At 43.4% G+C, this 25,387-nt stretch carries 26 protein-coding genes, 1 other RNA gene and 1 pseudogene; 7 read left to right on the top strand and 21 right to left on the bottom strand.

Features of this window, described 5'->3' with window-relative positions; all coding sequences use genetic code 11:
• Positions 1-44: 44 nt before the first annotated feature.
• The 6 genes from SporoP37_RS01525 to SporoP37_RS01550 form a co-directional block, all read right to left on the bottom strand.
• Positions 45-1,094, bottom strand: coding sequence for a threonine aldolase family protein (locus tag SporoP37_RS01525; RefSeq protein WP_081242035.1), 1,050 nt, complete (start codon positions 1,092-1,094; stop codon positions 45-47).
• 343 nt (positions 1,095-1,437) lie between these two features.
• Positions 1,438-1,764 (bottom strand): YnfA family protein, encoded by a 327-nt coding sequence (locus SporoP37_RS01530; protein WP_081242036.1) that lies wholly within the window; start codon positions 1,762-1,764, stop codon positions 1,438-1,440.
• 176 nt (positions 1,765-1,940) lie between these two features.
• Positions 1,941-4,460 (bottom strand): EAL domain-containing protein, encoded by a 2,520-nt coding sequence (locus SporoP37_RS01535; protein WP_085430040.1) that lies wholly within the window; start codon positions 4,458-4,460, stop codon positions 1,941-1,943.
• A 356-nt stretch (positions 4,461-4,816) separates the two neighbouring features.
• Positions 4,817-5,215: a VOC family protein gene (locus tag SporoP37_RS01540; protein ID WP_085431620.1), complete on the bottom strand. Its 399-nt coding sequence runs from the start codon at positions 5,213-5,215 to the stop codon at positions 4,817-4,819.
• Between the two features lie 88 nt (positions 5,216-5,303).
• Positions 5,304-5,777 carry a DUF4825 domain-containing protein gene (locus SporoP37_RS01545; RefSeq protein ID WP_081242038.1) on the bottom strand — a complete coding sequence of 158 codons (474 nt, stop codon included), beginning with the start codon at positions 5,775-5,777 and terminating at the stop codon, positions 5,304-5,306.
• A gap of 480 nt (positions 5,778-6,257) precedes the next feature.
• On the bottom strand, positions 6,258-6,524 hold the full coding sequence (locus SporoP37_RS01550; protein ID WP_081242039.1) for a hypothetical protein: 267 nt from the start codon (positions 6,522-6,524) through the stop codon (positions 6,258-6,260).
• Positions 6,525-6,625: 101 nt separating this feature from the next.
• Here SporoP37_RS01550 and SporoP37_RS01555 point away from each other — a divergent pair, with 101 nt between their 5' ends.
• The gene (locus SporoP37_RS01555; protein WP_081242040.1) at positions 6,626-7,642 is read left to right on the top strand and encodes a DUF1646 family protein; all 1,017 of its coding nucleotides are present in this window, start codon (positions 6,626-6,628) and stop codon (positions 7,640-7,642) included.
• A 31-nt stretch (positions 7,643-7,673) separates the two neighbouring features.
• Here the strand turns inward: SporoP37_RS01555 and SporoP37_RS01560 are convergent, their stop codons facing one another.
• The 5 genes from SporoP37_RS01560 to SporoP37_RS01575 all read right to left on the bottom strand — a co-directional run bounded on the left by SporoP37_RS01560 (position 7,674) and on the right by SporoP37_RS01575 (position 11,393).
• Complete coding sequence (locus tag SporoP37_RS01560) at positions 7,674-8,111, bottom strand: hypothetical protein (RefSeq protein WP_085430041.1); 438 nt, start codon at positions 8,109-8,111, stop codon at positions 7,674-7,676.
• Positions 8,112-8,342: 231 nt separating this feature from the next.
• Positions 8,343-8,504 carry a hypothetical protein gene (locus SporoP37_RS17195; RefSeq protein WP_196796827.1) on the bottom strand — a complete coding sequence of 54 codons (162 nt, stop codon included), beginning with the start codon at positions 8,502-8,504 and terminating at the stop codon, positions 8,343-8,345.
• A gap of 231 nt (positions 8,505-8,735) precedes the next feature.
• A complete protein-coding gene (locus SporoP37_RS01565) occupies positions 8,736-9,206 on the bottom strand; it encodes a GNAT family N-acetyltransferase (protein WP_081242042.1) in 471 nt (156 codons plus the stop codon).
• 469 nt (positions 9,207-9,675) lie between these two features.
• Positions 9,676-10,686 (bottom strand): proline dehydrogenase family protein, encoded by a 1,011-nt coding sequence (locus SporoP37_RS01570; RefSeq protein ID WP_085430042.1) that lies wholly within the window; start codon positions 10,684-10,686, stop codon positions 9,676-9,678.
• A gap of 89 nt (positions 10,687-10,775) precedes the next feature.
• The gene (locus SporoP37_RS01575; protein ID WP_085430043.1) at positions 10,776-11,393 is read right to left on the bottom strand and encodes a DUF3298 and DUF4163 domain-containing protein; all 618 of its coding nucleotides are present in this window, start codon (positions 11,391-11,393) and stop codon (positions 10,776-10,778) included.
• Positions 11,394-11,512: 119 nt separating this feature from the next.
• Between SporoP37_RS01575 and SporoP37_RS01580 the strand changes: the two genes are divergently transcribed.
• Positions 11,513-11,890 carry a nucleotide excision repair endonuclease gene (locus tag SporoP37_RS01580; RefSeq protein ID WP_085430044.1) on the top strand — a complete coding sequence of 126 codons (378 nt, stop codon included), beginning with the start codon at positions 11,513-11,515 and terminating at the stop codon, positions 11,888-11,890.
• 32 nt (positions 11,891-11,922) lie between these two features.
• Here the strand turns inward: SporoP37_RS01580 and SporoP37_RS01585 are convergent, their stop codons facing one another.
• Entirely contained in the window at positions 11,923-12,273 is a 351-nt protein-coding gene (locus tag SporoP37_RS01585; RefSeq protein WP_081242046.1) for a YolD-like family protein, read from the bottom strand.
• Positions 12,274-12,380: 107 nt separating this feature from the next.
• Positions 12,381-14,093: a methyl-accepting chemotaxis protein gene (locus SporoP37_RS01590; RefSeq protein ID WP_085431622.1), complete on the bottom strand. Its 1,713-nt coding sequence runs from the start codon at positions 14,091-14,093 to the stop codon at positions 12,381-12,383.
• A gap of 229 nt (positions 14,094-14,322) precedes the next feature.
• Between SporoP37_RS01590 and SporoP37_RS01595 the strand changes: the two genes are divergently transcribed.
• Entirely contained in the window at positions 14,323-14,748 is a 426-nt protein-coding gene (locus SporoP37_RS01595) for a MarR family winged helix-turn-helix transcriptional regulator (RefSeq protein WP_232329789.1), read from the top strand.
• A 90-nt stretch (positions 14,749-14,838) separates the two neighbouring features.
• On the opposite strand, the pseudogene SporoP37_RS01600 reads toward SporoP37_RS01595, so the two are convergent.
• Positions 14,839-15,585 (bottom strand): annotated as a pseudogene (locus SporoP37_RS01600) (SDR family NAD(P)-dependent oxidoreductase).
• An 81-nt stretch (positions 15,586-15,666) separates the two neighbouring features.
• On the bottom strand, positions 15,667-16,614 hold the full coding sequence (locus SporoP37_RS01605; RefSeq protein ID WP_335697561.1) for an EAL domain-containing protein: 948 nt from the start codon (positions 16,612-16,614) through the stop codon (positions 15,667-15,669).
• Between the two features lie 273 nt (positions 16,615-16,887).
• On the opposite strand from SporoP37_RS01605, the gene SporoP37_RS01610 reads away from it, so the two are divergent.
• Positions 16,888-17,301: a DUF948 domain-containing protein gene (locus tag SporoP37_RS01610; protein ID WP_231293324.1), complete on the top strand. Its 414-nt coding sequence runs from the start codon at positions 16,888-16,890 to the stop codon at positions 17,299-17,301.
• 5 nt (positions 17,302-17,306) lie between these two features.
• Entirely contained in the window at positions 17,307-17,744 is a 438-nt protein-coding gene (locus tag SporoP37_RS01615; protein ID WP_143565473.1) for a DUF948 domain-containing protein, read from the top strand.
• Positions 17,745-18,786: 1,042 nt separating this feature from the next.
• Here SporoP37_RS01615 and SporoP37_RS01620 read toward each other — a convergent pair.
• The 3 genes from SporoP37_RS01620 to yhfH all read right to left on the bottom strand — a co-directional run bounded on the left by SporoP37_RS01620 (position 18,787) and on the right by yhfH (position 20,015).
• Complete coding sequence (locus tag SporoP37_RS01620; RefSeq protein WP_232329790.1) at positions 18,787-19,281, bottom strand: DUF948 domain-containing protein; 495 nt, start codon at positions 19,279-19,281, stop codon at positions 18,787-18,789.
• A 19-nt stretch (positions 19,282-19,300) separates the two neighbouring features.
• Entirely contained in the window at positions 19,301-19,723 is a 423-nt protein-coding gene (locus SporoP37_RS01625) for a DUF948 domain-containing protein (protein ID WP_081242052.1), read from the bottom strand.
• A 163-nt stretch (positions 19,724-19,886) separates the two neighbouring features.
• Positions 19,887-20,015 (bottom strand): protein YhfH, encoded by a 129-nt coding sequence (gene yhfH, locus SporoP37_RS17525; protein WP_085430047.1) that lies wholly within the window; start codon positions 20,013-20,015, stop codon positions 19,887-19,889.
• Between the two features lie 704 nt (positions 20,016-20,719).
• Between yhfH and ilvA the strand changes: the two genes are divergently transcribed.
• Positions 20,720-21,988 carry a threonine ammonia-lyase IlvA gene (gene ilvA, locus SporoP37_RS01635; RefSeq protein ID WP_085430048.1) on the top strand — a complete coding sequence of 423 codons (1,269 nt, stop codon included), beginning with the start codon at positions 20,720-20,722 and terminating at the stop codon, positions 21,986-21,988.
• Positions 21,989-22,261: 273 nt separating this feature from the next.
• Entirely contained in the window at positions 22,262-22,804 is a 543-nt protein-coding gene (locus tag SporoP37_RS01640; RefSeq protein ID WP_081242054.1) for a GDYXXLXY domain-containing protein, read from the top strand.
• A gap of 54 nt (positions 22,805-22,858) precedes the next feature.
• On the opposite strand, the gene SporoP37_RS01645 is transcribed toward SporoP37_RS01640, so the two are convergent.
• The 3 genes from SporoP37_RS01645 to ssrS all read right to left on the bottom strand — a co-directional run bounded on the left by SporoP37_RS01645 (position 22,859) and on the right by ssrS (position 25,377).
• Positions 22,859-24,277, bottom strand: a complete 1,419-nt coding sequence (locus SporoP37_RS01645) for an NAD-dependent succinate-semialdehyde dehydrogenase (protein WP_085430049.1) — start codon at positions 24,275-24,277, stop codon at positions 22,859-22,861.
• 14 nt (positions 24,278-24,291) lie between these two features.
• Positions 24,292-25,059: a tRNA threonylcarbamoyladenosine dehydratase gene (locus SporoP37_RS01650; RefSeq protein WP_085430050.1), complete on the bottom strand. Its 768-nt coding sequence runs from the start codon at positions 25,057-25,059 to the stop codon at positions 24,292-24,294.
• A gap of 137 nt (positions 25,060-25,196) precedes the next feature.
• Positions 25,197-25,377, bottom strand: a non-coding RNA gene (ssrS, locus tag SporoP37_RS01655) — 6S RNA.
• Between the last annotated feature and the right edge of the window lie 10 nt (positions 25,378-25,387).

Consider the following 25,387-nt stretch of genomic DNA (forward strand, 5'->3'; position numbering starts at 1 on the left):
ATGTAATTGTTCTTACACAGATATTTTTTCATTGTATATTGGCGTTATGATGAAGTAACGCATATATGATGTAAATCATTTATCAGCATGTCTACATGCTCTCTTTTTGTAGCCCAGCTAGTACAGATTCTAATCGTACTGTGGGTCGCGTCAAATTTTTCCCAATGGGTGAAGGAATACTTTTTACTTAATTCTGTCACGACATAATCAGGTAAAATCGGGAATTGTTGATTTGTCGGAGAATCATAACGCAATGTAAATCCATTCTCAATAAATGCCTCCCGAATAATCGAAGCCATTTCCACAGCGTGTTTTGAAACTTCGTAATACAAACCATCTTCAAATAGGGTTTCAAATTGTATCCCTAATAATCTGCCTTTAGCCAGCAAACCGCCGCGCTGTTTGATAAAGTATCGAAAATCTTTCTTTAATGATTCGTTTATGATCACGACTGCCTCACCAAACATGGCACCTATTTTCGTACCGCCAATATAAAACACATCACATAATCTGGCATAGTCCGCTAACGTCAGATTATTATCGGCAGAAGCTAACCCGTAGCCCAGTCTGGCGCCGTCCATGATTAACGGCAGCTTACATTCCCTGCAAACGTCACGTAAGGCTTCTAATTCAGCTTTATTATACGTGGTACCAAATTCAGTAGGGTTAGAAATGTAAACTAAACCTGGCTGCACCATATGCACTTGGGAATCATCAGTAAAATGCGCGTCATATAAATCTTTCACTTGCGCCGCACTAATTTTACCGTCTTCACTCGGCAAAGTCAGCACTTTATGTCCCGCAGCTTCAATGGCTCCCGTTTCATGCGATGCGATATGTCCGCTGACTGCAGATATTGCGCCTTGATGGGGACGCAATATTGACGCGATAATCGTAGTGTTCGTTTGAGTCCCGCCTACTAGGAAATGTATATCTGCATCTTCAGCTCCGCACTCTCTGCGGATATATTCACGGGCAACTTCGCAGTGTTCATCTGTTCCATATCCGGCCGTCTGTTCTTCGTTCGTCTCGATCAATCGTTGTAAAATGCGTTCATGTGCTCCTTCTGTATAATCATTATCAAATCGTATCATGATACGTCCCTCTCCAAACTGCTTAGTTTGTTTGTCAGTATAACATAAAAACACGTACTATTATTCGTTGAAGTACTGCTTATAAAATGATAAAACTCTTCCGTTAAGCGTGAATTTTCTTACAAAAAATAGTTAATGAAAAAATGCATAAACAAGCGAAAAACCGTCAGTCAGGTCTTTGCTTGTTTATGCATTTTATGTATATACGGGACCATTTTTTTAATTTGCAGTTCATTCAGTTAAGACTCTGCCGTTTGATAATTTCTTTAACTGCTCTCTGAATCTTAATCGTACTCCGTCGAGCGCCGTTTCGGGCAGATGCTTTTCACACCAATCAGCGATCTTATTGGCGCGGCGCAAATAGGATTACTGAAACACCGATCAGACAGATTGCTGCACCTAGAAAGTCGTACACATCTGGCGTTTTTTTATCAATACCCCATCCCCATAATACGGACAGAAAAACAAAAACCCCTCCGTAGGCAGCGTACACCCTTCCAAATGACGGGAACATTTGGAAGGTGACGATTACACCGTATAAAATTAAGGCGATTCCCCCTAACAGTCCTAAAACAGCGGATTTCCCCTCCCTCAGCCATTGCCAAATAAGATAACCTCCGCCAATTTCAGCTAAGCCAGCTAAAATGAAAATGACAGCCACCTTAAACATCCATAAAACCTCACTTTATTCATCTGATTAAAATCGTCTTGTCGCAGCGCTGTCTTTTTGCAGCTGCTGAACCTGTCCGGGAACCTTGTTACCTGCTGCAGACAACTGCGCGTCCGCTTAATGGTGATCCGCACCTATCATGACTGAACTCGCTTAAAAAAGTATGACACAATTAATCAGCCGCGTAATTTTTTAATAAAAGTATAACGATTCCCGGTTTCAAAACTACAGTCAGGGACTAAAGAATTCCTTCGAAGTTCTATAGCCAATTTGTGTAAAACAAGGGTAATCATTGCCCGTTCACTTTCATTAATGGTGAATTCCAAACCATATTGATAAATATCCGGTTTAATTTCATTCATCCATACAATTGAGCCAAGCAGCGTAATTGTTTCTCCGAATATATACGTCTCAAATTTCAGAATGATATTGGGATTTACTGTGAGCTTTAAATCCGTTAAAAAGCGAAGGCCGCCCATTCCGATATTTTCGATTAATACTGCTGTTTTGCCTACATCCACCGCACGGCCATTGATGCGTGTGAGAGTCATTGAACCGCTTAGCGGGTAATGAAGAGGAACCCGGAAAAATTTTCTTTTTTCTTCGAACACTTCATTTTCTGATGTATGCTCATTTGGTATATTAATAGTCTTCATCCTTAATAATTCTTCAAATTCATCAGCGGGTACAGGCTTTGAGAATAAATAGCCCTGAATAATCTTACATCCCATTTGTTTTAGAATATGATATTGCTCATATGTTTCTACGCCTTCCGCTACAACGCTCATGTTCAGGCTTTCGGCAAGTGTAATTATAGCCTGAGTAATAAGATTCGTTTCATTTTCATCATCGGTGCTTAAGTCAGCTACAAAAGAACGGTCAATTTTCAATGTATGGATGTATTTATTAAACTTGGTTAAAGAAGACAGTGAGGAATAACCTGTCCCGAAATCATCCAAGGAGATAGTTACTCCTGTGCTGATCAAGTCACTTAAAGTTGACAGCACAATCTTCTCATTTTCTAACATCGAAGTCTCAACAATTTCTATTTCGATAAATTCAGATCCAAGCTGGGCATCCGTCAAAATCTCCTGGAAGTCCTCAACAAGACTTTTATCCATAAATTGTTTTGCCGATAAGTTCACTGAAAGAGGAATGGACGGCAAACCCATTTCTTGCCACTTCTTCATTTGTTGAGCTGCCCTCTTATTCATTTCACGGCCTACTTCAGCTGTCAATCCTTGTTCTTCTATGATCGGGATGAATTCGTCTGGAGACAGAATTCCCCATTCCGGGTGATTCCATCTAATTAACGCTTCAGCGCCGACAATTTCGTAATTTTTTGTACTGACCTTTGGCTGAAAGTAATATTCCAGCTGATTCTCTTCAAGCGCTTGCCGAATGTCTGCCCCTAACTTAAAGGCTCTGAATTTCCTGATATCCATAGTAGAAGAATATATTTTAAAGGTGCTTTTCCCCTTCCGCTCTGCGTGGTGCAAGGCTATATCCGCATTTTTCATGAGAGAGATTGAATCCTTCCCATCAGTCGGAAACATACTGATCCCGAAGCTCGCCGTCATAAAAAGCCGGTATGGGTCTATGGTAAATTCTTCTTCCATTGAACTGATAATTTGGTTTACTGTTTCAATTACTCTATTGCTGGTTTTGCAGTCGGGAGAAATGATTGCAAACTCGTCACCGCTCATCCTGTACAGTTGGTGTTCATCCCCAAGTACTGCCGTTAAGCGTTTGGCAATTGCTTTCAGTAACTCATCTCCGACACGATGGCCAAGTGTATTATTTGTATATTTAAATCGGTCCAAATCCAGATACACAATAGCCAGTCTTTGATCCAACGTTTCGGCTATCAGTAATTCTTTTTCTAGGTTTTCTTCAAAAGATTTTCGATTTGGCAGTTCAGTTAATTGGTCATAGTAGGCAAGATAATTAATTTGCTCCCAAGATTTTTCTCTCTCGGTAATATCAATGGCTGTACCTAAAATGATCGGTCCCTTGTCTATATGGATCATTTTGGAATGTAATTCGACTTTTATGACAGATCCATTCTCACGCAAAACGCGAGTATAATGTGTCAGACCTTCCTCTTTACCTTGCAGCCAATCGAAGTCAGATTGCAGTTCACTTAGATCTTCAGGATGAACATAATGGAACACACTGAAACCGGTGTCAGGATACTTAGTTCCGAGAAGCTGATGATAGTATGGATTACCGTACAAGAGATTCCCATCCAGTAAAATAAACACACCTGCCAAAGCTTCTTCCACAATACCCCTGAATTTCTCCTCGGACTCCAGCAATTGATTTTCAATTTTCCTGGCTTCCGCTTGATCTTTCACAATTCCAAACACACCGGTTACATTTCCCTCTATAATCGCGGGAATAAGGGTAATATGAATCGGTATACTCTTTCCGTTTCTATGAACTAGAAAAGATTCCATGCTCTTTGTTTTTCCGTCAAGAACTTTTGTGAGGTTTTCCTGATAATTTATCCGTTCGTCAGTCAGGAAATAGCCGGTTAGCGGTGTGTTCAAAACTTCTTCAACTGAATAACCGATCAGTATTTCCAAATTCTTATTTGCATGATCTATTAGATTATCACTATTTAAATAAAGTACAATATCAGGATTATTCTCAAACATGGAGTTATAAAATGTATCTTTATCTACATTTTCCATTCACAGCTTCCTCTCACATTCAGTCTAAATACTCACTTTCAACTAGTTAAAATATTATAATAATACCTATTATAGTACCAGATATTATTTTTATTGATACTAAATAGTAAGAAAATATTAATTGAAGTATATATTTCAAATTATACCGTAAAATTTTTTGAATGATTCGGACAATAAAAGAAGACCATCACTTTGACGGTCTTCTTTTATTAAACGGCCTATTTTACGCCCAGCTGTCGCTATAGCTGCAGAATATATTCCTTACAGTGAGGGTAGGTCCTATGCCTGATATCTGATGTCGTTATTGTCTTGCGTGATTATGATATGTCTGGATCTGATCAGATAATGCCACCTAGTCACTCAGGCAAATTCAACTGCCAGGATACACCGAAATGATCATTCAGCCATCCAAATTTTTTACTGAATCCATAGTTATTTATAGGCATAAGCGCTGTGCCGTTTTCCATCATTTTATTATAAAGCCTGTCTATTTCTTCTTCGGTGTCACAGGTAAGGTAGATGGAAAATGACGGAGTAAAAGTAAACTCATGTTTCACATGACTGTCTATACACATGAATTCCTGTCCTTTTAACGTAAATACAGCCTGCATAACTGTACCTTCTTCTCCGGGACCTTCAGCTCCGTATTTTGTAATATGTTTAATTTCTGAATCCTCTATAAGCGATGTGTAAACGTTCATAAATTCTTCTGCTGTACCGTCCTGAAACATTAAAAATGGTGTTGCACTCTTCATATTCAACTTTCCTTTCTCCTCTAAATTGCTTCGTCTAATCTCCCTTTGACCGTGTATCCGACGCATTCTTCTGTAATAGCGGCGCACATTAAACGAATATCTGGTTCAATTTATCTTTATCATCCAAATGTTTTTGTATGAATGTTTTTAGTTCGTCTTCACTTTCAAATGCGCTGAAATCTTCTCCGTACCAGCTTTGCAGATCTTCTTTTGTTATTTTGTACTCTTCACCATCAAAGTTACAGATGATCCAGTCAGCATTCTGAATCAGCGCAAATAAAAATGTGGCGTTATAAATAGCCGTCTCTTTATTGTGTTGTTCTGTTTCCGCTTCATCATAATTCAATACAATGCCATACGGTTCTTCTTTTGTCTTAAGTTCAAATTCTTTGAAATGGCCCGCAAACCTCAGGTGGTTTACAATGTTCCCCACCGCACTGTTGTCTCCGACGTATGATCCTTTAAATATAAATACATCTTCATCCGCACTTCTTGTATTACACCCGCTTATAAATAAAATTGCCAACAATAAAAAAGACAGAAGTGCAGTTATTTGCTTCATAGGCATTCCCCCCGTACTGCATTTTATACAGAAACCGTCTCAATACTTATCCAATCCCAGCATTGCAGTTATTTTATTCCTTAATATTATAACAAAGATACAAGACAGCCGCTGTTATGTCGGTCTGCCTGGTGTCTTATGCCGTATAAAAGAAGTGGTCGATTTGGTTTTGCACCTCATTGAACAGCTGCTGCAAAAGGCATTTCCTTTGGCGCTATATTCATTTCCTGGGGAATGAATGATTCTGCATGCGAGCTTATATGTAACCGAAATCACAGGTAAGTAGTACTTTCATTGATAATGAAGCAGCGATTCGTTTCGCCCGCATTTCGTCGATTTCATAGATAATTAGATAGAATAATACAAAGCAAAGAACCGACATACTCCATGTAACAAATACTCAGCAACGCGCGGAATACATACGATTCTCCTTTACACAAATACCCCCGCTCTGAAGCAGAAAGGGGGACCCTGCAGCACTCACTGCGCTTCATCATCCTTCTCATCACATGGAGGTTTTTTGACAATCGTTTTTCCGCCCGAATACAACCCGCTGGCCGACAGCCCCATAATGATTCCGCTGAGCACCCCGGACTTCCAGTCGTGCGGAAACAAATAGAAGATTCCGCCTCCGATACCGAATAGCAGCGCAAAGATCGGCATCAGCTTTTTAGGCAGTCCATAAACTTTCAGCACCTCAATTAACCCAATAATTACTGGGATCAGTACAATATCCGTTACATCCACTGCGTGTCCCTCCTCTTTTTTCTATTCTATTCACACTATATGCAAGATGAATCGGCCCTTTGCATACAGTGTAGAAGAAACATTACCGAAAGGAGTGTCGTATGGTTACTGGACTGCTCATTATTTTAGGGTTGGTGTTATTGCTGCCGTTTACGGTGCCGCGCATCGAACGTAATCTGGAGATATTTTTATTTGTTATGGGGTGTGCTGCGGCATTTGTCAGCGGTCTGCTGAATTCAGAGCTGTGGTTGCAGGCATTGCATGACCCTTTGCACATTACACTTGCAGTTGTCGGCGCAGGAATTATATTTCGCTGGCTGCGCATGCCATTTGAAAAAGCAGTGCTGTCGGGAAGCCGCATCATTCCGTTCCGTCTGTTTCTTGCGCTGATTATTATAGTTCTCGGATTGATCTCCAGCATCATCACTGCAATTATTGCGGCACTTGTGCTTGTTGCGATTGTTTCCGTTCTGCAGATGGACCGGCAATCAGAAATTCGTTTTGTCGTATTGGCGTGTTACGCAATCGGGATGGGAGCTGTGCTGACGCCAATCGGAGAGCCGCTTTCTACGATTGCGACGAATAAACTCGGTGAAGACTTTTATTATCTGATGAATTTACTGGGCTCTGATATCGCCGCGGGTGTTTTCGTGTTCGGCCTTCTCGCTATTTTCCTCATTCGTCCGCGCAGCCGCTCGCTTCCGCGTTCATCCGGACAAGCGGCAGAATCGTACATAAGCATCTTCGTGCGCGGCGTGAAAGTCTATGTCTTTGTCTTCGCCTTGACACTTCTCGGTGCAGGGTTCGAACCGCTGATTAGCCTGTATTTGCTCGATCTCCATCCGCTGACATTGTACTGGATTAATATGATCTCAGCTGTACTGGACAATGCGACGCTTGCCGCGGCGGAAATCAGTCCCTCGATGGATGAGCCCACCATTCAAGCGCTGCTGCTTGGATTGCTGATCAGCGGCGGGATGCTAATTCCCGGGAATATCCCGAATATCATCGCGGCAGGCAAGCTCAATATCCGAAGCGGTGAATGGGCGCGTGTCGGTGTGCCGCTCGGTTTACTTGCGATGGCGGTGTATTTTGTGATTTTAGTAGGCAGACAATGAAAAAAGACCGCTGCGGCAGCGGTCTTAACATTTACTCGATTACTTTCACCCACACCTTAAATTTTTTATCCTGAATTTGTACGAGCTTTGTGTTTGGACTGGATGCATTATTCCTCTTGGTAAATCCTGCTTCAAACGCCGCGGTGGAAGTGCTCTCGCCAATCACATCTTCAGATGGCATGCCAATTCCGATCGCATCCGTTACTTCCCAGGCATCCTCGTTTGTTCGCTTCACATTCGCAATGAAGATTTCTTCCGTGTTGTCCATAACGCCTTTGTATACGGTAATGACACGGTCATTGTCGACTTCCAATGTACGGTATATTTTCTCTACATCTGCGTAACCTTCTTCTGCATGAAGTTCTTTAAGGGCTTCTGCGGGTGTATTGGATGTGCTGCTTTTACCAGCTGTTTGACATCCCGCCAGAATAATTGCCAAAAACGTAATATAAAATAGTTTCCGAAGCATGAAATCCTCTCCTTACCTATTTCATTCAATACCCCTTCGCTGAATGTGTTCCGCTGTCAGTTTTATTATCAAAAAATCCGTTCTTTCTTATCTTCGATCAATGTAAAATGTACATAGGATAAGGGAAAAATAAATACATGCAGATAATCAGAAGAACAGCTGAGCTGATAAGTGCAGTTTTATTTTTACTCAATATGACTCTCCTTCATTCAAATAAAATTCTGAATTTCTTCACTTATTCAACCTGTCCGCAATCGTTTGCAATATTTCATTCCTCCGCTTTTGTACAGCAAGAAAACTGATTGCAAACCAGACAATGAATATCAGAGGTATCAGGTAAATCACCAGACTCAAAACAGGCATCAGTGAAAAAAACATATTCGTATTGTGCATCAGTGACTCCTCCTTTCATAATTCAGCCAGACTGTTCCGCTTTTGGAAGCAGATCAGACGGCAACAGCAATGCACCGGCGATACCTAATTCTTGAATGTCTTTGGACTTAGCGTTGCTTCAAGAACTGACTGCCGGCACCGGTTACGTATGACAGCAGACGAACACTAATCGTTCTCAGTGCAAAATTCGGTATTTCTTTTCGTTTTCCTGCTTGAACTGCACATCATGGCTCAGGTAAGCGATTTCTTCATCAAAACTACGGCCATCGATGTACCGTCTGCCCTATGTAACACGGCTTGGTCGTAGGCATGGAAACCGACCGATTGGTACAAGCTGATATTCTTCGCCACATCTGCCCGGACTTTGCATGTTAATATCTTCTTCTCCTGCTGCTTCGCGTAGTCCTCTATAAACTGCAAAATCTTTTTAGCGATTCCTTGTCCTTGCTTTTCAGGAACAACAGAGAATCTGAAAAAATAAAGGCTATCCTCCTCCAGGCGGAAACGGATCATTGCAACCGGCTCCTCATCGATATAGCCAATCAGTGCCTGTTCCCCGCCTTCCATCGCTGCCGTTATGCTCTCTACGGTTTCTTTCAATGCACTTGTTGGGGGCACTGCATGTTCGTATTGACGGAATGCCCGGATCATCACGTCATGGATGACAGGTGCGTCGGTAATTTTCGCTGCAGTAATATTCATGACAGTCCTCATTTCAATTTATTTGATCTGCTAAAGAAAACACAGTAGTATCTATCGCGATATTCCTGTTTTTAAACAGCTCAATCATCTGATACTGCTTGTCTGGCTCAATTTCATAGATTTCCTATTATTTACATATCACGGATTTCACGCTATCCTCCGCATCACGCGCACTGTATTCCGCACTTTAGAAGATACAGTGCGCGTGATGCAGGAAATATAATGTGAAAATTTCTTCTACTATATATAACACTACTATTTCCCATCTTTTATGTAAAGCAAGTACAAAAAAACACTGCTGGAATGGCAGTGTAGCAGATTGTGAAAAGTAAGGGCGACTTCTGATGAATCAGTATGGCCGCCGATCTGACTAAATGGAGCTTGACCTGCCGTCAGCCCGCTGCGTTCCCATGGCGGCGCAGCGGACCTGGTACGCCGGTCAATGTAACCCTTTGTTTATCTAGCAAATTCAGCGGTATCTGACCCAGCCGCCGTCTTTTTTATCTCCATTTCCGCGCTTGCTCAAACGTCCGAGCACAAAAGCACCAGCAACGAGTCCGAGCACTGTATTGGTCCGCTTAGTAAACACTTGCTTCACCATCAGATTCATATTCTGCGGACGCTCTGCCAGCCTTCGCATAAAATACCCGTACCAGTCCTCTCCAAACGGCACGTATGTACAGAAGCGATAGCCTTCTTTCGCAAGCTGCAGCTGCAAATCTTTGCGGAAGCCGTACAGCATTTGGAACTCGAACTGCTCACGCGGAATATCGTGCTTCTCCACAAAACCCTTCACATGTTCGATGATGCGGTGATCATGTGTCGCGATAGAAGTGAACGCCCCGTGGAGCAGATGCTCTTCAATGATTTTGATATAGTTTTCGTCGATATCCTGTTTGTCCTGATATGCCACATCCGGTGACTCTTTATACGCACCCTTTACTAATCGGATCCGCGTGTCGCCGTATTTTTTCGTATAGTCCATCGCGCGGTGAAAATACGCCTGAATGACCGTTCCGACGTTGGTGCAGCCCTGTTCCTTCAGTTCGTCCAACAGTCGGAATGTCGGTTCAAGCCGTGTATGGTTCTCCATATCCATATTGACAAAAATATTGTCTTTACTCGCATAGTTGACAATCTCTTCAACTTGCTGCTTACAAAATTCATAATCAATATCGAGACCAAGCTGCGAAGGTTTGATGGAAAGGTGTGCGTCCGCCTGATGTTCACGAATCGCGTCCACTACTGCCAGAATTTCTTCTTTCGCTTGAATGGCCTCGCTTTTTTCGTAGACAAATTCCCCCAAATTATCAATCGTACAGGAGATGCCTGCCTGATTGAGCTCTTTGACACTGTCAATCATTTCCTCGATGTTGGTACCTGCCACAACTTGCTGGGCTCCTAATTGAAAGCCGTATTTTTGGGCAGCTTGATTCAGCAATTGATTTTCCGATAGCCCGATGAAGAAATTCCTCAGCATAAGTTTCCACCTCATTTGTATAATTCGTATATCGAAATTATAACACTATTTCGTCTTGTAAGCCTATACATTTCGTGATTTGTTTATCCTTAACTTCCCGTGAAAGGCAGCATGCGGTCTGCTGGGCTGTTCGGTTTAATCAATTCCTCCAAATTCAATAGCGGCATCGGGAAATAAGGGAAGCCTTCAACATAAGGAGCAATTTCGTATAATTGAAAATAGACGACGAGTGAAGTATCTGCAATATAGAAGTCCTGATCAGGCCGAATTTTAGTGAATGGCTCAAGCACGGGCGTCTTCCATTGCTGGATATGGCGCCGTATATATTCTGAAATACGCTGTACATATGGACTGCCAGGTTTAAACATGTCCTGCAAGCTATATTTTCTGCCGGTGCGCGTGTCAAACGTCAGTGATTTGACGACAGTCATGCCATGCGCTCCGCCCGTAAATGAATAAACGATAAGATTGATGCTTAAAATGTCCCGCTGATTATTTTTGATCTCATACGACGCGAATAATTCCACGAGACCTGGTTCATAATAATTTTCCTCCACCAGCAATTTATTCATTTCTTTGAACAGTTCCTCATTCAGCTGTTTCTGAACTTTCTTATTTTCCAGCCAGGTAATGACCGGATAATAAATATCTATTTTTGGTTTGCTGTTCGATACGTGGTGCGTCTGGATAACGGCGGGATTTTTCATTGTTTCATCCTTTCTGAGACTTTTGTCTACTATATGCAGCAGACAGACAGAAAGTTTCTCGCTTTTTTTCCTGCCGTATGATAGGATAAACACTTAATGATATGAGGATGTGAAGTAAAATGATTAGTATTACACTGCCGGAACCTGACGTAACAATCGTTCGCAGAAAGCAAGAAATTACATCGGAAGAAGCGCCGATCAAGCCAATTTACGGCTTCATCGATTTTCATGAGATCCCTCGTGATAAAGGCGGTCTTTTGCTGTTCTTCAACCATAGCGATGAATTGTTATTCGTAGGGAAAGCAAGAAAATTGCGTCCGCGTCTGAAAAAGCATTTTGATGACCAAGTGTCTCCACTGCGCAATCACCGTGAAGAAGTGGCGAAAATTTCCGCTGTTATCATCGATGATCCAATGGAACGCGAAATCTACGAAACGTATGTGATCAACACACAGCGTGCAAAGTACAACGTAGAAAAAGCATTTTTCAGGGACTGAGCTGTCTGCCTCCGCAGACGGCTTTTATTTTTTTAAGAACCATCCGCTTCTTTTGCCAGCTGCACATCAATTACATCTGCCGCATGAATCTTTTCCGTGCCGAACGGATCACGCAGGACGATGGTCCATGTCTGCAGGTCAAGCGCTTCAATTACCCCTTGATGGAAGCGTACTTCCCCGTCGTGCCATGTCTTCATCCATGTCTCACAGCGTCTCTTGCAAGCCGTGTCGAGCGTCTCCTGTATCATCTGCAGCTCCCAGTCCGTCAAGTCGGCACGAGCTATATACTCGTCCTCCCTTTGCCAGTCACGAAGCCGCTCAAGATGTTCTGGTAACATCAGCGATGTCCATTTAATTTTCCCTCTGTCGCGATTCCTTTCCATATCGTATTCCCCTTTCAGCAAACATATGTACGTTTTTATTATAAAGAACACAGGTTCGTAAATCAATGGTAAAAAAAGCCATCGCTTCTATAGCGATGGCCAACTGTTTACTTTGGTAATTTGAATGAACCGACGTATTGCTCCAGTTTATGCGCCATTTGATTGGTCTGAACTGAACGATCGGAGATTTCTTCAATGCTCGCTGTCGTTTGCTCAGCGGCAGCGGCGATATTATTCGTCATGTCTTCGATATTCTGCACAGCATGTGTCAAATGCTCAATCAGCTGAACAGCTTCTGTTGATTTATTTGCTTCAGATGTCATCAAGTTGGAGATGTTCTTAATTTCCTTGACAGTCTCTCCAACCGCAATAGAAATATTGCTTAATGACTGAGAAGTAAGCTGAACGGTTTCTGTACCTTTCGTGATGTGTTTCGTATTTTCTGTTGTGGACGTAATGACTTGCTGGATGCGTTCGGATATATCCTGCACCAGTTTCTCCACTTCCAGAACTTCTTGATTTGACTGTTCTGCAAGGTTACGCACTTCTTCCGCAACGACCGCAAATCCTTTACCATGTTCTCCTGCACGTGCTGCTTCGATGGAAGCATTGAGTGCCAGCAAGTTTGTCTGTGCCGCAATACCTGCGATGGAACCGGTGATGTTCTGAATTTTCGTAGTGGACTCGACAAGATTTTGAATGGTATCACCCACTTCTTGTGAACCCGTTCGGATTAATTCCATATCGCGGCTGATTTCATCCGCGCGTTTAGCGCCTTCCAATGCAATTTTCATCGTTTCATTGGAATTGACCAGCATAGAATCGGCGTTTTCTTTCGTATTGCGAAGTCCGCCTGCAAGACCCGATAAAATGCCTGCCGCATGTTCCGCAGTTGTCGTACCGTCTGTGACAGCTGTTGCGACTTCCTCGATATTATTCGCTACCATGGAAACCGCTTCCCGCATTTCTGAAAGTGAAGCAGATGTTTCGCCGGCATTTTCGGATAAATGCTGCGATGTCGTATTCATCGTAGCGATCATCTCCTGCAAATTCACTGTCATCTGGTTCAATGTACGAGCCAGATCACCCACTTCATCCTGTGAAGTAACTTCTGTCGTCTGTACAGCCAAATCACCGTCCGCAATTTTCTTCGCCTGTTCAATCAAGCTTGAAATCGGCTTCGTTTTACGGCGAATGAGAAATCCTGTTCCGACAGATGCAAGCAACATAGGAATAATACTGATCAAAATTCCGTCACGCACAACGTCCCATGTGCGGTCTTTGACGATTGTTGCGTCAAAATCAATGACACTTACGGCGATGATTTCTTTACTGGCATCCTGGTCTTCATGGATTGGAGCGTAACCGGACAATCTCTTCATCCCGCCGTATTCATAAGGCTGCGAGTAGGTCGGATGATCGTGTGCGAGCAAGTCATCAATAGCATCCTGATCCATATGGAACTTATCTCCCGGTGCAAAACCTTTTGCTTTCAGGTTATCATCGAGAGCAATCAGGTTACCGTCAAGATCCAAAATATATTGTGTTTCAAATATATTCTTATGGGCAGTTGTCCAGTTCAGCGTCTTCCCGATAGCCTGCTGCGTTTGTGCATCCCCCGCCAATGCTTTGTCCATATCATCAGGGCGAATGAGTCCGGTAGTTATATTGGCACAGCCATACGCCTCAATTCCCGCTGCATCGTATAATTTGTCGTACGCCGTTTTATATGTAGCAATCGAAGTAATCGCTAACATCACCACTAATATGCCCGCTATAATGGTGCCTAGCTGAAACGTCAACGAATCTTTAACTTTCATCAAACCTTATGCCCACCTTTCTAATTTGGCTCATCTAGTTCATTCGTTGTCTTCATCATACGCTATCACTCTGCAATTAAAAAGAAGAAAATGAAATTCTCTTTAATTTAAATGAAAAAGAAGATTCAAAAGCAAAAATATTGTAAAGAAATTGTTCTATTTCAGATATAATGTTGTATGATGAATAGTATATGAACATAAAGTTTCGTAAGGGAAAGAGGCGTTCTAGTTGAATGATGAACAAACCGTTTTCAATTTAGTGCATTTAATGGATCAAGTAACGAATAAAATGCTTATCCGCTTCCAGCAGGAATCCGAACTGTCCCTTGGCATTTCCCATATTCTTGTGTTGCTGGAGCTGCACAAGAAAGGAGAGCAGCGGCCTTCTGACCTGGCAGAGACACTTGGCTTCACTCCCGCTTCCCTGACACATTTGTCGACAAAGCTCATAAATAGCGGATATATAACGCTGAGAAACGATGAAGAAGACCGTCGAACAAAATATTGGAAAATAACACCTTTGGGCTTGGAGATTTTAGAAGAGGCGCAACGGTATGGCCGCAAAGTTCGAACAGAGTTTTTCAGTCATTTATCGGAAGCCGAGCGGCGTAATCTACTGGAAATCTATACAAAATTGAATGACACTTTCGTCTAAAAAAGGCTGTCCCGCTATGAACTGCACCTCCAATTGTCAGTTGTGTCTAACAATTGAGGTGCAGTTCACTGGGACAGCCTTTTGTTTAATTTACCGTAATTTAGTAGAACCGCCGTCCACCATGATAGTCTGGCCCGAGATGTATGATGCATCTTCACTTGCCAAGAATACCGCTGTGCGGCCAATGTCTTTTTCCGGGTCGCCGAGACGGCCAAGCGGATTTTTCGCAAGCATCGCCTGGTAGATATCAGGATGTTCCTGTGCCCACTGCTCGATGCCCGGTGTTTTAGCGATCGGGGAAATCAAGTTACAGTTAATGTCGTATTGTCCCCACTCGTTTGCTGCGACTCGTGTAATTGCACGGATCGCTTCTTTTGCTGCTGCATAAGAACCTTGGTTCACGTCGCCGTTCAGTCCAGCACCCGATGCGAAGTTGATGACGGATCATTTCGATTCTTTCAGGTGAGGAAGTGCAGCCTGCATCAAGTACAGCGTAGGATAGAAACCTGTGTTGAATGAGAAGTCCAGGTCCTCCTGTGTTATTTCCTCAATTGATTTCATTCGGGGCGCATGTGCGTTGTTCACCAAAACATCGAGTTTTCCGAGCTTCGTTACAACTTGTTCGATAATTGAAGGCAGTGCTTTGTGATCAGATAAATCTGCTTGAATGAAAATAGATTGCGGGGAGATCTTCTGCAATTTTTCCATAGCCGCTCCGCCAGCCTGCTGATTCAAGTCTACCACCGCGACAGTGGCACCTTCTTTCACGAAAGCCGTTGCGATTCCCAATCCGATTCCGCCGCCTGTGATGAGTGCAATTTTTTTATCTAATTTCATATATAACATTTCCTTATCGAAACTAGTTTAACATTAAATCAATTCCAGTGTAAACTAATTGAACTTGAACGGCCGAATGTCTTATATCACTATTTCCGTCTGTGGAACAGCAGAAGGTTTGCCGAATAAATAACCTTGAAACAGTTCGTAGCCTTTTGCCTTTAGCCATTCAAAGTCCTCTTTTTCCTCAATGCCTTCCGCTAACGGAACAGCGCCGATAGCCAGTGCCTTCTCCAAGAACTGTTCAGCGACAAACTGCTTTTGCGGATCAGAACATACACCCTGCACGTATTTAATGTCCAACTTCATGTAATTCGGACGAAGGAATGACACTAATTCAATCGTATTGTATCCTTCCCCCACATCATCAAGTGCATACTTGAATCCCCTGGAGTGATAGTAATTCAAGATTGTCTTCAGATGATCCATATCTTCCACTTTTTCTGATTCCACAACTTCGAAAATCAAACGATGCGGATCAATACCCAGCCTATTTGTCAGATGAATAGTGGAGCGCAAACAAAATTCAGGCGAGTAAATGGAAGTCGGCACGAAGTTAATGAATGCTTTTTGCGTAATATCTTTTGCATGACGAACCGCCGTCATACGGCATACTCTATCAAGTGCATATAATCTGCCGCGCTCTTTAGCGGCAGTGAATATTTCATTCGGATAGATGACACGGCCGTCCTGATGATAGAAACGTGCCAGTAATTCATAGGCGTAGATGTCCAAATCACGTGTAACAATTGGCTGATAATGGCTTGTCAGCTGTTCGTCTTTAATGACCTGGTCGATCCATTCCATTTCCACTACTTCCATGACTTGCGAAAATGGCCGCCAATCGGTTGGATCCAAGCGGAATTTAATAGAATCCATTTCTGCTGCATGATCGGCGCAAAAGTCGTATAATTCTTTTATCCCTTGTTCTTTTACGTGAAACGTCTTTGCCTCCTGCTTCACCAGCATGTCTGATCGCTTGAGATGTTCTTCGACTGAGCGGATTAATGCAGGTTGCTTACAGTTCACAAAAGATACTTCATATTCAATAGTTCCGATGATACAGCCTTGACAATGCATTCGCCTCATCCCTTCGGTGTTTAGTAATTGGAGTATATCATGAAATGGGTACTTTTCTCACATATAATATAGAGAAGCCCCAGATTCCCGGTTAATTGGCATGCGGGTGTTTAGATTGCTTTCATTTGTGGAAAGACAAGGATATAGAACGTTTACAGAAGTCAGGCGTTCAACAGCTGTAATCGAAATGCACTTATTTATGTGGAGGTGACTAGATTGAAGGTGCTCTTGTATATTAGTGCCATAGTCGCCGTTGCGGCTTTAGTAGTTATCGCAATTGCTATTATTAAAACAGCCAAGGCGGTCAAAGAAGCAATGACAGAAGTTAAAGACACGATGAAACGTGTGGAGCTGAGAGTAGGCGGAATCACAGATAAGGCCGATCAGCTCATGACTCAAACAAACCAGATTGCGGATGACGCGAATGCAAAGCTGCAATCGGTTGACGGATTGGCGGCTTCAGCGAAAGAACTTCGCGAATCCACCGAATATGTTCAGCATTCATTATCGAAAATGGCTGACCAGGTGGCGGCGCCTCCCGGCAAATATGCCAAGTTGATGCAGCAAACGACTGCATTGTCCGAGGCGGCATCTAAAATGTATTACACTATGAAGCAGAAAAACGGGGAGAGGTGAAATTGATGGACTGGGTACTAGGAATAGGCGTTTTGCTCATCGGCATCGCATTGATCATTGTCGCGGTCGTGCTGATTAAGCCGCTTGGAAAATTGACTGAGGTGCTGGAAAGTGTCAAGAAGACGACCGATACCCTGCCGTCAACGGTAGCGGATGTTACGGGTCAGACACAGCAGATTCTTCACACAACGAATGAGACGATCAGTAATGTAAACAAGCAAATCGGTGAAGTAACTCCGGTCTTCCAGATTGTCGGAGATGTGGGTGAGGCTTCACGCGAAGTGACGACTGCCGCGCTGGATACGACAGTTCGCTTCAAGGATCGTGCAGGGAATGCGAGTGAGTTTGTTAAGGAGAAGGAGTATAAAGGGTTGTACGGTATCGTCACGCTGGTGTTTTATTTGATGCAGCAGCGCAAGGAACTTAAGAAGATGCGGCCGTAAATGGAAGAGCTGTTCAGGAAGTCTTGCAGAGACTTTTTGGACAGCTCTTTTTCTTTGTGAAGGTTCTTTTGGGATAGTTTTGTTTGGAGTGGTGTTGGGGCGTTGCTCGACTCATTTTCGGGTGTTGAAGTTAGCATCTGTCCGCTCTTAGGACCCGCGCAGGCACGTGGGGGATTGTCTTTCGTCATGAGCCAGCTGGCGAGGTGCGTGCCAGTTGTCTCATGACTTCGGCCGACCCCGCAGTTGTGCCTGCACTGCTGTGTGGGAGCTATGCATGTACTCTTTTAAAAGAGATGAAGTGCAGTGACTGGTAGACGACTGGCGTGTGCTTTGGCAAGAGACGTGTCATATTCTGCTTCCCCCTAACTGAACGGAGGCGCCTTACAAGCGGTAGGCGTAGTAATGAGACAGCCAGGCGCACTTCCTGTCTGGCTCATTGCGGAAGCCATCCGCCAGCGCCGCAGTGAGTTCAATGCCGTTTTGTCACTGGTTTTGGTGTCGTAGCTCGACTCGTTGTCGGGGATTGAAGTTAGCGAGTGTCCGCTCTTAGGACCCGCGCAGGCACGTGGGGGATTGCCTTTCGTCATGAGCCAGCTGGCGAGGTGCGTGCCAGTTGTCTCATGACTTCGGCCGACCCCGCAGTTGTGCCTGCACTGCTGTGTGGGAGCTATGCATGTACTCTTTTAAAAGAGATGAAGTGCAGTGACTGGTAGACGACTGGCGTGTGCTTTGGCAAAAGACGTGTCATATTTTGTTTTACCCCTAACCGAACGGAGGCGCCTTACAAGCGGTAGGCGAAGTGATGAGACAGCCAGGCGCACTTCCTGTCTGGCTCATTGCGGAAGCCATCCGCAAGCGCCGCAGTGGGTACAAAGCTGTTTCGCTTCTCTTACTGCAATGCCGGCAGCCAAAGCGCCTTTTGCTATCTGAATGATGGCGCCTTACAAGCGGCAATGAGTTCAATAACGTTCCCCTTCCCTGATTCAAATAAAAAGACTGAAGCGCAACCCCTCGCGGATTGGTCTTCAGTCTTTATCATTAGTTAAAACATTGTGTTTTCCGGTGCCGGCAGTTTTTTTGTCGGCTCGTTCTGCTTCGTGCGTTCCTTTGCTGCACTTGCGGACTCTTTGCGCTTCTTGAAAATATAATAGCCGAGCATAGCAGAGCCGTAGATGCTGCCCAGTTTTTTATTTTGTTCAGACGTGTCTGTGTGCTCTCCTTTTTGCTGAACAGATGAAGACATGTCCACCAAAGAAGATGTCAGCTGATGCGTGGATTGCCCAAGGTCACCGAGTACTTGGAACAACGGTGTCAGGTTTTCAATTTTAGTGTTGATGTCCGCCAATGAGTCATTGCTGTTTTTAATCAAATTCCCTGTTTCATCCATGATTCCGTCCAGCTGTTTCGGCAGCGCTCCTACTGTCTCATCGACATCGTGCAGGATGTTACCGACTTGCTGCAGTACCTTAGCAAAATAAATAGCTAAAATAATGAAGGCGATACCGATAAGTATGACGCCAATTCCAACGAGATCCATTCCCATACCTCATTTCTCTTTACGTATTTTTCGTACTCTTTTTACCGCGTTTCCATGAATTCCATAGCTGGGAACCAAATTCCCCATATTGAATCGCAGTAATGAATGGTTCTGTCCCAGGGAGCGAACCATCCTCTTCAAATTGCTTAGTTCGTTTGTTTACTTCCTCACTCAAGTACTGACTAGAACGCCCAATATTTTCAATAGTGGAAAATAAAGGCGCTGCCGCAGTGAGTTTCACTTGAACATCTGTCGCCAGCTGTTCGGTTTCATTTAAGGTTCCATATAATTGCTCAATGCTTTTGTCCAGCTCCGCCTCTACCTCTTTCACTGTTCCCGTAACAGTCAGTAATAATTTTGAAGACTTGGTCAGTAACATCGAGAGGTAGATGGCGACGATCAATAGTGCAATTGCAATAAATAATAACCCAAGGTACGCCATATACGCATCCTCCTTTCCACAGACTAAATACACCTTATCATTCTATACCACTCTCTGTTTTTCTAAAACATAAAAACTCCGCGTTCCATGTTTCATGGCCTGAATTTCTTTCTAATGAACAAAAATAAAATCCTATGCCTCCCCAAAGGCATAGGATTTTATTTTACTGTTCATGCCGGCCTACACAGCGCTCACATTCGTACATTACTGATTCCTGTTTTTCCTTAAACTCATTCCCGCATTCCGTGCAAACCTTTTTCACCATTTGTCTTTGTTTGTGGTTGTTTTCCATTGCTCATTCCTCCATTCAATTTTGTAAGTGTTCCTCTGTACTGATACAGTGTCTTTTCTTGTTATTAATATATAACAGAGGTGTCAGAGTTGTCACTCTTTTTTGATAAAACCCGTTATTTCATGATAGAATGCAAAAGAGCGCGACGAATGAACGGAATAAGAAAATGAAAATAAAAAACGGCACGTCACTATAGTGACATACCATTTTTTTACTGATTACCACATTAAACTGTAAACCATTACGGCAGCGATGATCACCAGGGTAATGACAAACACTGTCCATTGAGCATTATCAGGCTTGTCCGGTCTGCTGTCCCATTTTTGCATGATTAAACGCTTCCTTTCCGGTGTAATTGAGTTTTCATTTCATTTATTAGTTTTCCCCTCCTTAGCTGAATTAAACACCGTCTACTTTTCATATTTGTGGAAAATGACTAATTTTTTTATCTTAGCACTGCGATCAAAAAATATTATAAAATAGGTTATTATTCACTTTTTTAATGAAATAAGCAAATTCATGCGGATGCAACTTTACTATTAATTAATTTCGCATGAAGCAAACGCTTACATTTTCGCACTGTTTTAAATATGTTCATTATTCGTAAAATAAACACACAATTTAGAACTTTCTTATGTTCATTCAGATTTTTTCATGTTATTATGAGTAAACGTTGAATTAGTAACGGAGGTAAATGATAAGTTATGAAGGTGAAAAAAATGGAAACCCACAGTATTCAAGTAGAGGACATCTTAATTGCCAATCAGCTGCTGAAAGATGTAGTAGCTCATACGCCTTTACAGAAAAATGACCGTCTATCGGAAAAATATGACTGCCACGTGTATGTAAAACGTGAAGACCTGCAGCATGTCCGTTCGTTTAAATTACGCGGTGCTTACTATAAAATGAAACGCATTGAAACAGAAGCACGTAATAAAGGTATTGTTTGCGCCAGCGCAGGAAACCATGCACAGGGTGTAGCGTTCGCCTGTGCACACCTCGATATTGACGGCAAGATTTTTATGCCGCAGACGACGCCTAAACAGAAAGTGAATATGGTTAAAATGTTCGGACGTGACCGCATTGAGATTATTCTGGTCGGGGATACGTTCGATGACTGTTTCGAGAAGGCTATTGAATTGATGGAAAAAGAGAAGAGAATCTTCATTCACCCATTCAATGATAAAGATATTATTGCCGGCCAGGGAACAGTTGCTGTCGAAGTCATGAATGATATTGAAGAACCGATCGACTATGTCTTTGCAAGTATCGGCGGCGGAGGGTTGATGGCGGGAATCAGTACATATATCAAAAACCTCTCCCCTCACACAAAAATGATCGGTGCGGAACCGGCTGGAGCAGCGAGTATGAAAGCTTCTATCGCCGCACAGAAAGTCGTTCCTTTGGCAACGATTGATAAGTTCGTCGACGGTGCTGCGGTGAAGTGCGTAGGCGATCTGAATTACGGGATTTGCAACGACTATCTGGAGAATATCGTCAGTGTCCCCGAAGGTAAAGTATGTACAGCAATTCTGGATCTTTACAATGAACACGCAATTATCGCAGAGCCGGCAGGTGCTCTGCCTATTGCAGCACTCGATTTCTACAAGAATGAGATCAAAGGCAAATGTGTCGTATGTGTAATCAGCGGCGGGAATAATGATATCGGACGAATGCAGGAAATCAAAGAGAAGTCGATGATTTACGAAGGTCTATTGTATTATTTTCTGGTCGATTTCCCGCAGCGCGCGGGCGCATTACGCCAATTTCTTGATACGGTACTTGGACCTGAAGATGATATTACTATGTTCGAGTATACGAAAAAGAACAATAAAGAAAGCGGTCCGGGTCTGGTTGGAATTGAGATCAAACGCAAGGAAGATTATAATGGTCTGATTGCGCGGATGGAGAAGAACGGTTTCCCTTATAAAGAAGTGAACAAAGACAGTACGCTGTTCGGACTGTTAATTTAATTATACTGTCGCAGCAGTCGTGAGGACTGCTTGCGGCAGTTTTTTATTTAGAAATGCATCGCGAATATACCCGGAGGTTGCAGAAGCCTTTTGCGGAAAAACAGCGGTTCGGACACTGTCACCTCTCGCCTTCGTTACCCATATACATAAGTATGATAGGTTTCTTACATAAAATAATTGGGTAATTTATTATTAAAACACATGTAAAGTGCACATGCTATCTGTACATAAGAAAAATACTTATGAAATTGCAGAAAAGGCGGTGATTCTGAAATGGGCCCTAAGCATAGTAAATTCAGTATCGCGATTCTATTCATTGTTCCCCTGCTCATCTTAGTCAGTCTCACGATTCCTCACTTCGCAACGATTCAATCCGGCGCAGATATCTATCTGCAAACAGAACCTATTACAGAACAGGATACAACCGAAAATTATGTCGTTCTCCGGTATGAAGTCGAGAAGGTGCCCAAAGAACGAATGACGGCGAGTTTAGTCACGGAGCTAAAACAGCCGAAAGAATTGGGTCAAACGAGAGTATTTGGTATTTTGGAGCGGAAAGACGGTGTTGATCAGCTCGTTTCATTGACTGATAAAAAGCCTTCTGAAGGATTATTTCTGATGGGCTGGCTGCCGCAAACGACAGACCGGGAATATCGTCAAAACGAGCATTACATGGTCAATTTTGGACTCGATCGTTTCTATGTTCCGAAATTCGGACACCGTGTGTCAGCTGACAGTGTGAATGACCGGACCATGACTGCACATTTTAAAGTCCTCGACGGCCATGGGGTATTGCGGGAATTTGAAACCAATTAAAAAAGAAGCAAAAAGGAATGTTGCTGCTTTCCTTTTTGCTTCTTTTTCTTTTTATTATAATCCTAACGAGATATATTTCACTTCCAGATATTCCTCTATTCCGTGGTGTCCGCCTTCGCGGCCCAGTCCGCTTTGCTTGAAGCCGCCAAATGGAGCCTGTGGTGCAGATGGCAATCCATCATTCAGGCCGACAATTCCGTATTCCAGCGCCTCGGAAATCTGGATGCCTTGCGTAATATTCTCCGTGAATACATACGCCGCCAAACCGAAAATCGTATCATTTGCCCGTTTGATCACTTCTTCTTGCGTCTCAAATGTCGTAATAGGCAATACGGGACCAAATGTCTCTTCCTTCATACAGAGCATATCGTCATTCACGTCTTTTAAGACCGTCGGCTGATAGAACAGTCCATCGATAAGCGTACCGCCTGTTACTACAGTCGCCTCTTTAGACTTTGCGTCCTTAACGTGCTCTTCTACTTTGTCGATTGCATCTTGATCTATCAGAGGACCGATGTCAACACCCTTTTCCATGCCGTCACCGACTTTTAGCTGCTCAACTTTTGCGGCCGTCTTCTTCGTAAATTCATCCACAATTGACGAATGAACATAGATCCGGTTTGCGCAGACACAAGTTTGTCCGGCGTTACGGAATTTCGCCGCGATCACACCGTCTACCGCTTTATCAAGATCAGCATCCGCCATGATGATCGCGGGAGCCTGTCCGCCCAGTTCCAATGAAATTTTCTTCATAGTGTCTGCTGCGCCTTTCATTAATGTTTTACCGACTTCCGTTGAACCTGTGAAAGTCAGCTTGCGTACACGGCCGTCTTCCTGCCACGCCTCCGAAATCTCACTTGCACTGCCTGTTACGATATTAATCACACCGTCGGGAATGCCTGCTTCCTTTGCCAGCTCCACCAGACGAATCGCAGTCAGCGGTGTCTGTGAGGCGGGCTTCATCACGACTGTACAGCCTGCTGCAAGTGCGGGAGCGACTTTTCGTGTAATCATCGCAGCCGGGAAATTCCAAGGTGTGATCGCTGCGATGACACCCACTGGCTGCTTATGCACAAAGAGACGTTTATTTGACTGAGTTGCGGGAATCATTTCCCCGTAAATCCGTTTTCCTTCCTCCGCGTACCAGCTGATGAAACCGTTGGAATAACGCATTTCACCGATTGCTTCCGTCAAAGGCTTTCCTTGTTCCGACGTCATCGTTTGCGCAACACTTTCTTCGTGCTGTTCAATCAATTCATGCCATTTCATCAAAAAGGCACTGCGCTCGTAATTCGATAATGCAGCCCATGCTGGAAAAGCTGCAGAAGCCGCGTCTACCGCTTTCGTCGCTTCGGCTTTGCCGCCTTTAGGCACTGCGCCAATTTTCTTGCCAGTTGAAGGGTTCACCACTTCGATCTGCGGTAAATCCGCACCAATTCGTGATCCATTAATAAGCATTTCCGTAGTCTTCATGTACAATCTCTCCTTTATTTGGAATCTTTGACTCGTTCCACCGGAATATCTGCCACTATATCATTTAATACCCAACTGGCAAGAATTAAACCCGCCACGGATGGACAGAATGCATTGGAAGCTGGCGGCATCTGTGCTTTTCGGATGGAAGCATCAGGGTTTCCTACCGTATCGACGACGTCTTCACGAACGACAATCGGACTTTCATCTGAAAACACAACGGGTACACCTTTTGGAATGCCAAGTTTCCGCAGACGAAGACGTATGACTTTTGCCAGCGGATCCGTATGGGTTTTAGAAATATCTGCAATCCGGAATCGTGTAGGGTCCGTTTTATTGGCAGCGCCCATGCTTGATATTACTTTCACTCCCCGTTCAACACATTGCTGGATTAAATGAATTTTATAACTGATGGTGTCCGATGCATCAATGACATAATCGGGCTTGTACGAGAAAAATTCCTCTGCTGTTTCATCGGTGTAGAACATATGCAGATCAATCACTTCACACTCTGCATTAATATCATGAATCCGCTCTTTCATCACTTCGGATTTAGAACGTCCGACTGTCGACAGATACGCCACCAGCTGGCGGTTAATATTGGTAATATCGACTGTATCCTTGTCAACGAGAATAATGCGTCCCACACCTGTGCGTGCGCATGCTTCTGCAGCGAATGATCCGACGCCGCCAACACCGAGAATCGCAACGGTCTTTCCTTTCATTCGCTCTACACCTTCTGTACCGATTGACAGTTCGTTTCTTGAAAATTGATGTAACATCCATATTCCACCCTTTATTTATAATTTGTATTATTCCTATCGTAAATCAGGTATGTACACTCATGCAACTAACTGCATTTACAGACAATAAAAAAACCTCCTTGCCTGAGCAAGAAGGTGAATGTGTATCAGAAAAGAAAAATCCCGACTGTGCCGTCTTTGAATATCGCTTTGAACCCGCTTATAGCAGGTGGGTGTCCTATATAACTCTTTTGACGTCCCGGTTAAAGGCATGCCATCCAAGCTATAACGTCAGACTCCCGACGATTTGATGTTGGGTCAAAACTAATTTACAAACGACGAACACTTCAGGATTTTTACTATCTTT

Source organism: Sporosarcina sp. P37 (assembly GCF_002109365.1).
GTDB lineage: Bacteria > Bacillota > Bacilli > Bacillales_A > Planococcaceae > Sporosarcina.

Bases quoted from the DNA above. Each gene is read 5' to 3' on its own strand.
- SporoP37_RS01560 (WP_085430041.1), bottom strand. From the start codon at position 8,111: ATGCTTCGGAAACTATTTTATATTACGTTTTTGGCAATTATTCTGGCG.
- SporoP37_RS01580 (WP_085430044.1), top strand. From the start codon at position 11,513: ATGATTAGTATTACACTGCCGGAACCTGACGTAACAATCGTTCGCAGA.
- SporoP37_RS01645 (WP_085430049.1), bottom strand. From the start codon at position 24,277: ATGAAGACTACGGAAATGCTTATTAATGGATCACGAATTGGTGCGGAT.
- SporoP37_RS01545 (WP_081242038.1), bottom strand. From the start codon at position 5,777: ATGAAGCAAATAACTGCACTTCTGTCTTTTTTATTGTTGGCAATTTTA.
- SporoP37_RS01555 (WP_081242040.1), top strand. From the start codon at position 6,626: ATGGTTACTGGACTGCTCATTATTTTAGGGTTGGTGTTATTGCTGCCG.
- SporoP37_RS01565 (WP_081242042.1), bottom strand. From the start codon at position 9,206: ATGAATATTACTGCAGCGAAAATTACCGACGCACCTGTCATCCATGAC.
- SporoP37_RS01585 (WP_081242046.1), bottom strand. From the start codon at position 12,273: ATGGAAAGGAATCGCGACAGAGGGAAAATTAAATGGACATCGCTGATG.
- SporoP37_RS01575 (WP_085430043.1), bottom strand. From the start codon at position 11,393: ATGAAAAATCCCGCCGTTATCCAGACGCACCACGTATCGAACAGCAAA.
- SporoP37_RS01640 (WP_081242054.1), top strand. From the start codon at position 22,262: ATGGGCCCTAAGCATAGTAAATTCAGTATCGCGATTCTATTCATTGTT.
- ilvA (WP_085430048.1), top strand. From the start codon at position 20,720: ATGAAGGTGAAAAAAATGGAAACCCACAGTATTCAAGTAGAGGACATC.
- SporoP37_RS01525 (WP_081242035.1), bottom strand. From the start codon at position 1,094: ATGATACGATTTGATAATGATTATACAGAAGGAGCACATGAACGCATT.
- SporoP37_RS01620 (WP_232329790.1), bottom strand. From the start codon at position 19,281: ATGGATCTCGTTGGAATTGGCGTCATACTTATCGGTATCGCCTTCATT.
- SporoP37_RS01625 (WP_081242052.1), bottom strand. From the start codon at position 19,723: ATGGCGTACCTTGGGTTATTATTTATTGCAATTGCACTATTGATCGTC.
- SporoP37_RS01570 (WP_085430042.1), bottom strand. From the start codon at position 10,686: ATGCTGAGGAATTTCTTCATCGGGCTATCGGAAAATCAATTGCTGAAT.
- SporoP37_RS01615 (WP_143565473.1), top strand. From the start codon at position 17,307: ATGGACTGGGTACTAGGAATAGGCGTTTTGCTCATCGGCATCGCATTG.
- SporoP37_RS17195 (WP_196796827.1), bottom strand. From the start codon at position 8,504: ATGCACAATACGAATATGTTTTTTTCACTGATGCCTGTTTTGAGTCTG.
- SporoP37_RS01530 (WP_081242036.1), bottom strand. From the start codon at position 1,764: ATGTTTAAGGTGGCTGTCATTTTCATTTTAGCTGGCTTAGCTGAAATT.
- SporoP37_RS01535 (WP_085430040.1), bottom strand. From the start codon at position 4,460: ATGGAAAATGTAGATAAAGATACATTTTATAACTCCATGTTTGAGAAT.
- SporoP37_RS01590 (WP_085431622.1), bottom strand. From the start codon at position 14,093: ATGAAAGTTAAAGATTCGTTGACGTTTCAGCTAGGCACCATTATAGCG.
- SporoP37_RS01540 (WP_085431620.1), bottom strand. From the start codon at position 5,215: ATGAAGAGTGCAACACCATTTTTAATGTTTCAGGACGGTACAGCAGAA.
- SporoP37_RS01650 (WP_085430050.1), bottom strand. From the start codon at position 25,059: ATGTTACATCAATTTTCAAGAAACGAACTGTCAATCGGTACAGAAGGT.
- yhfH (WP_085430047.1), bottom strand. From the start codon at position 20,015: ATGGAAAACAACCACAAACAAAGACAAATGGTGAAAAAGGTTTGCACG.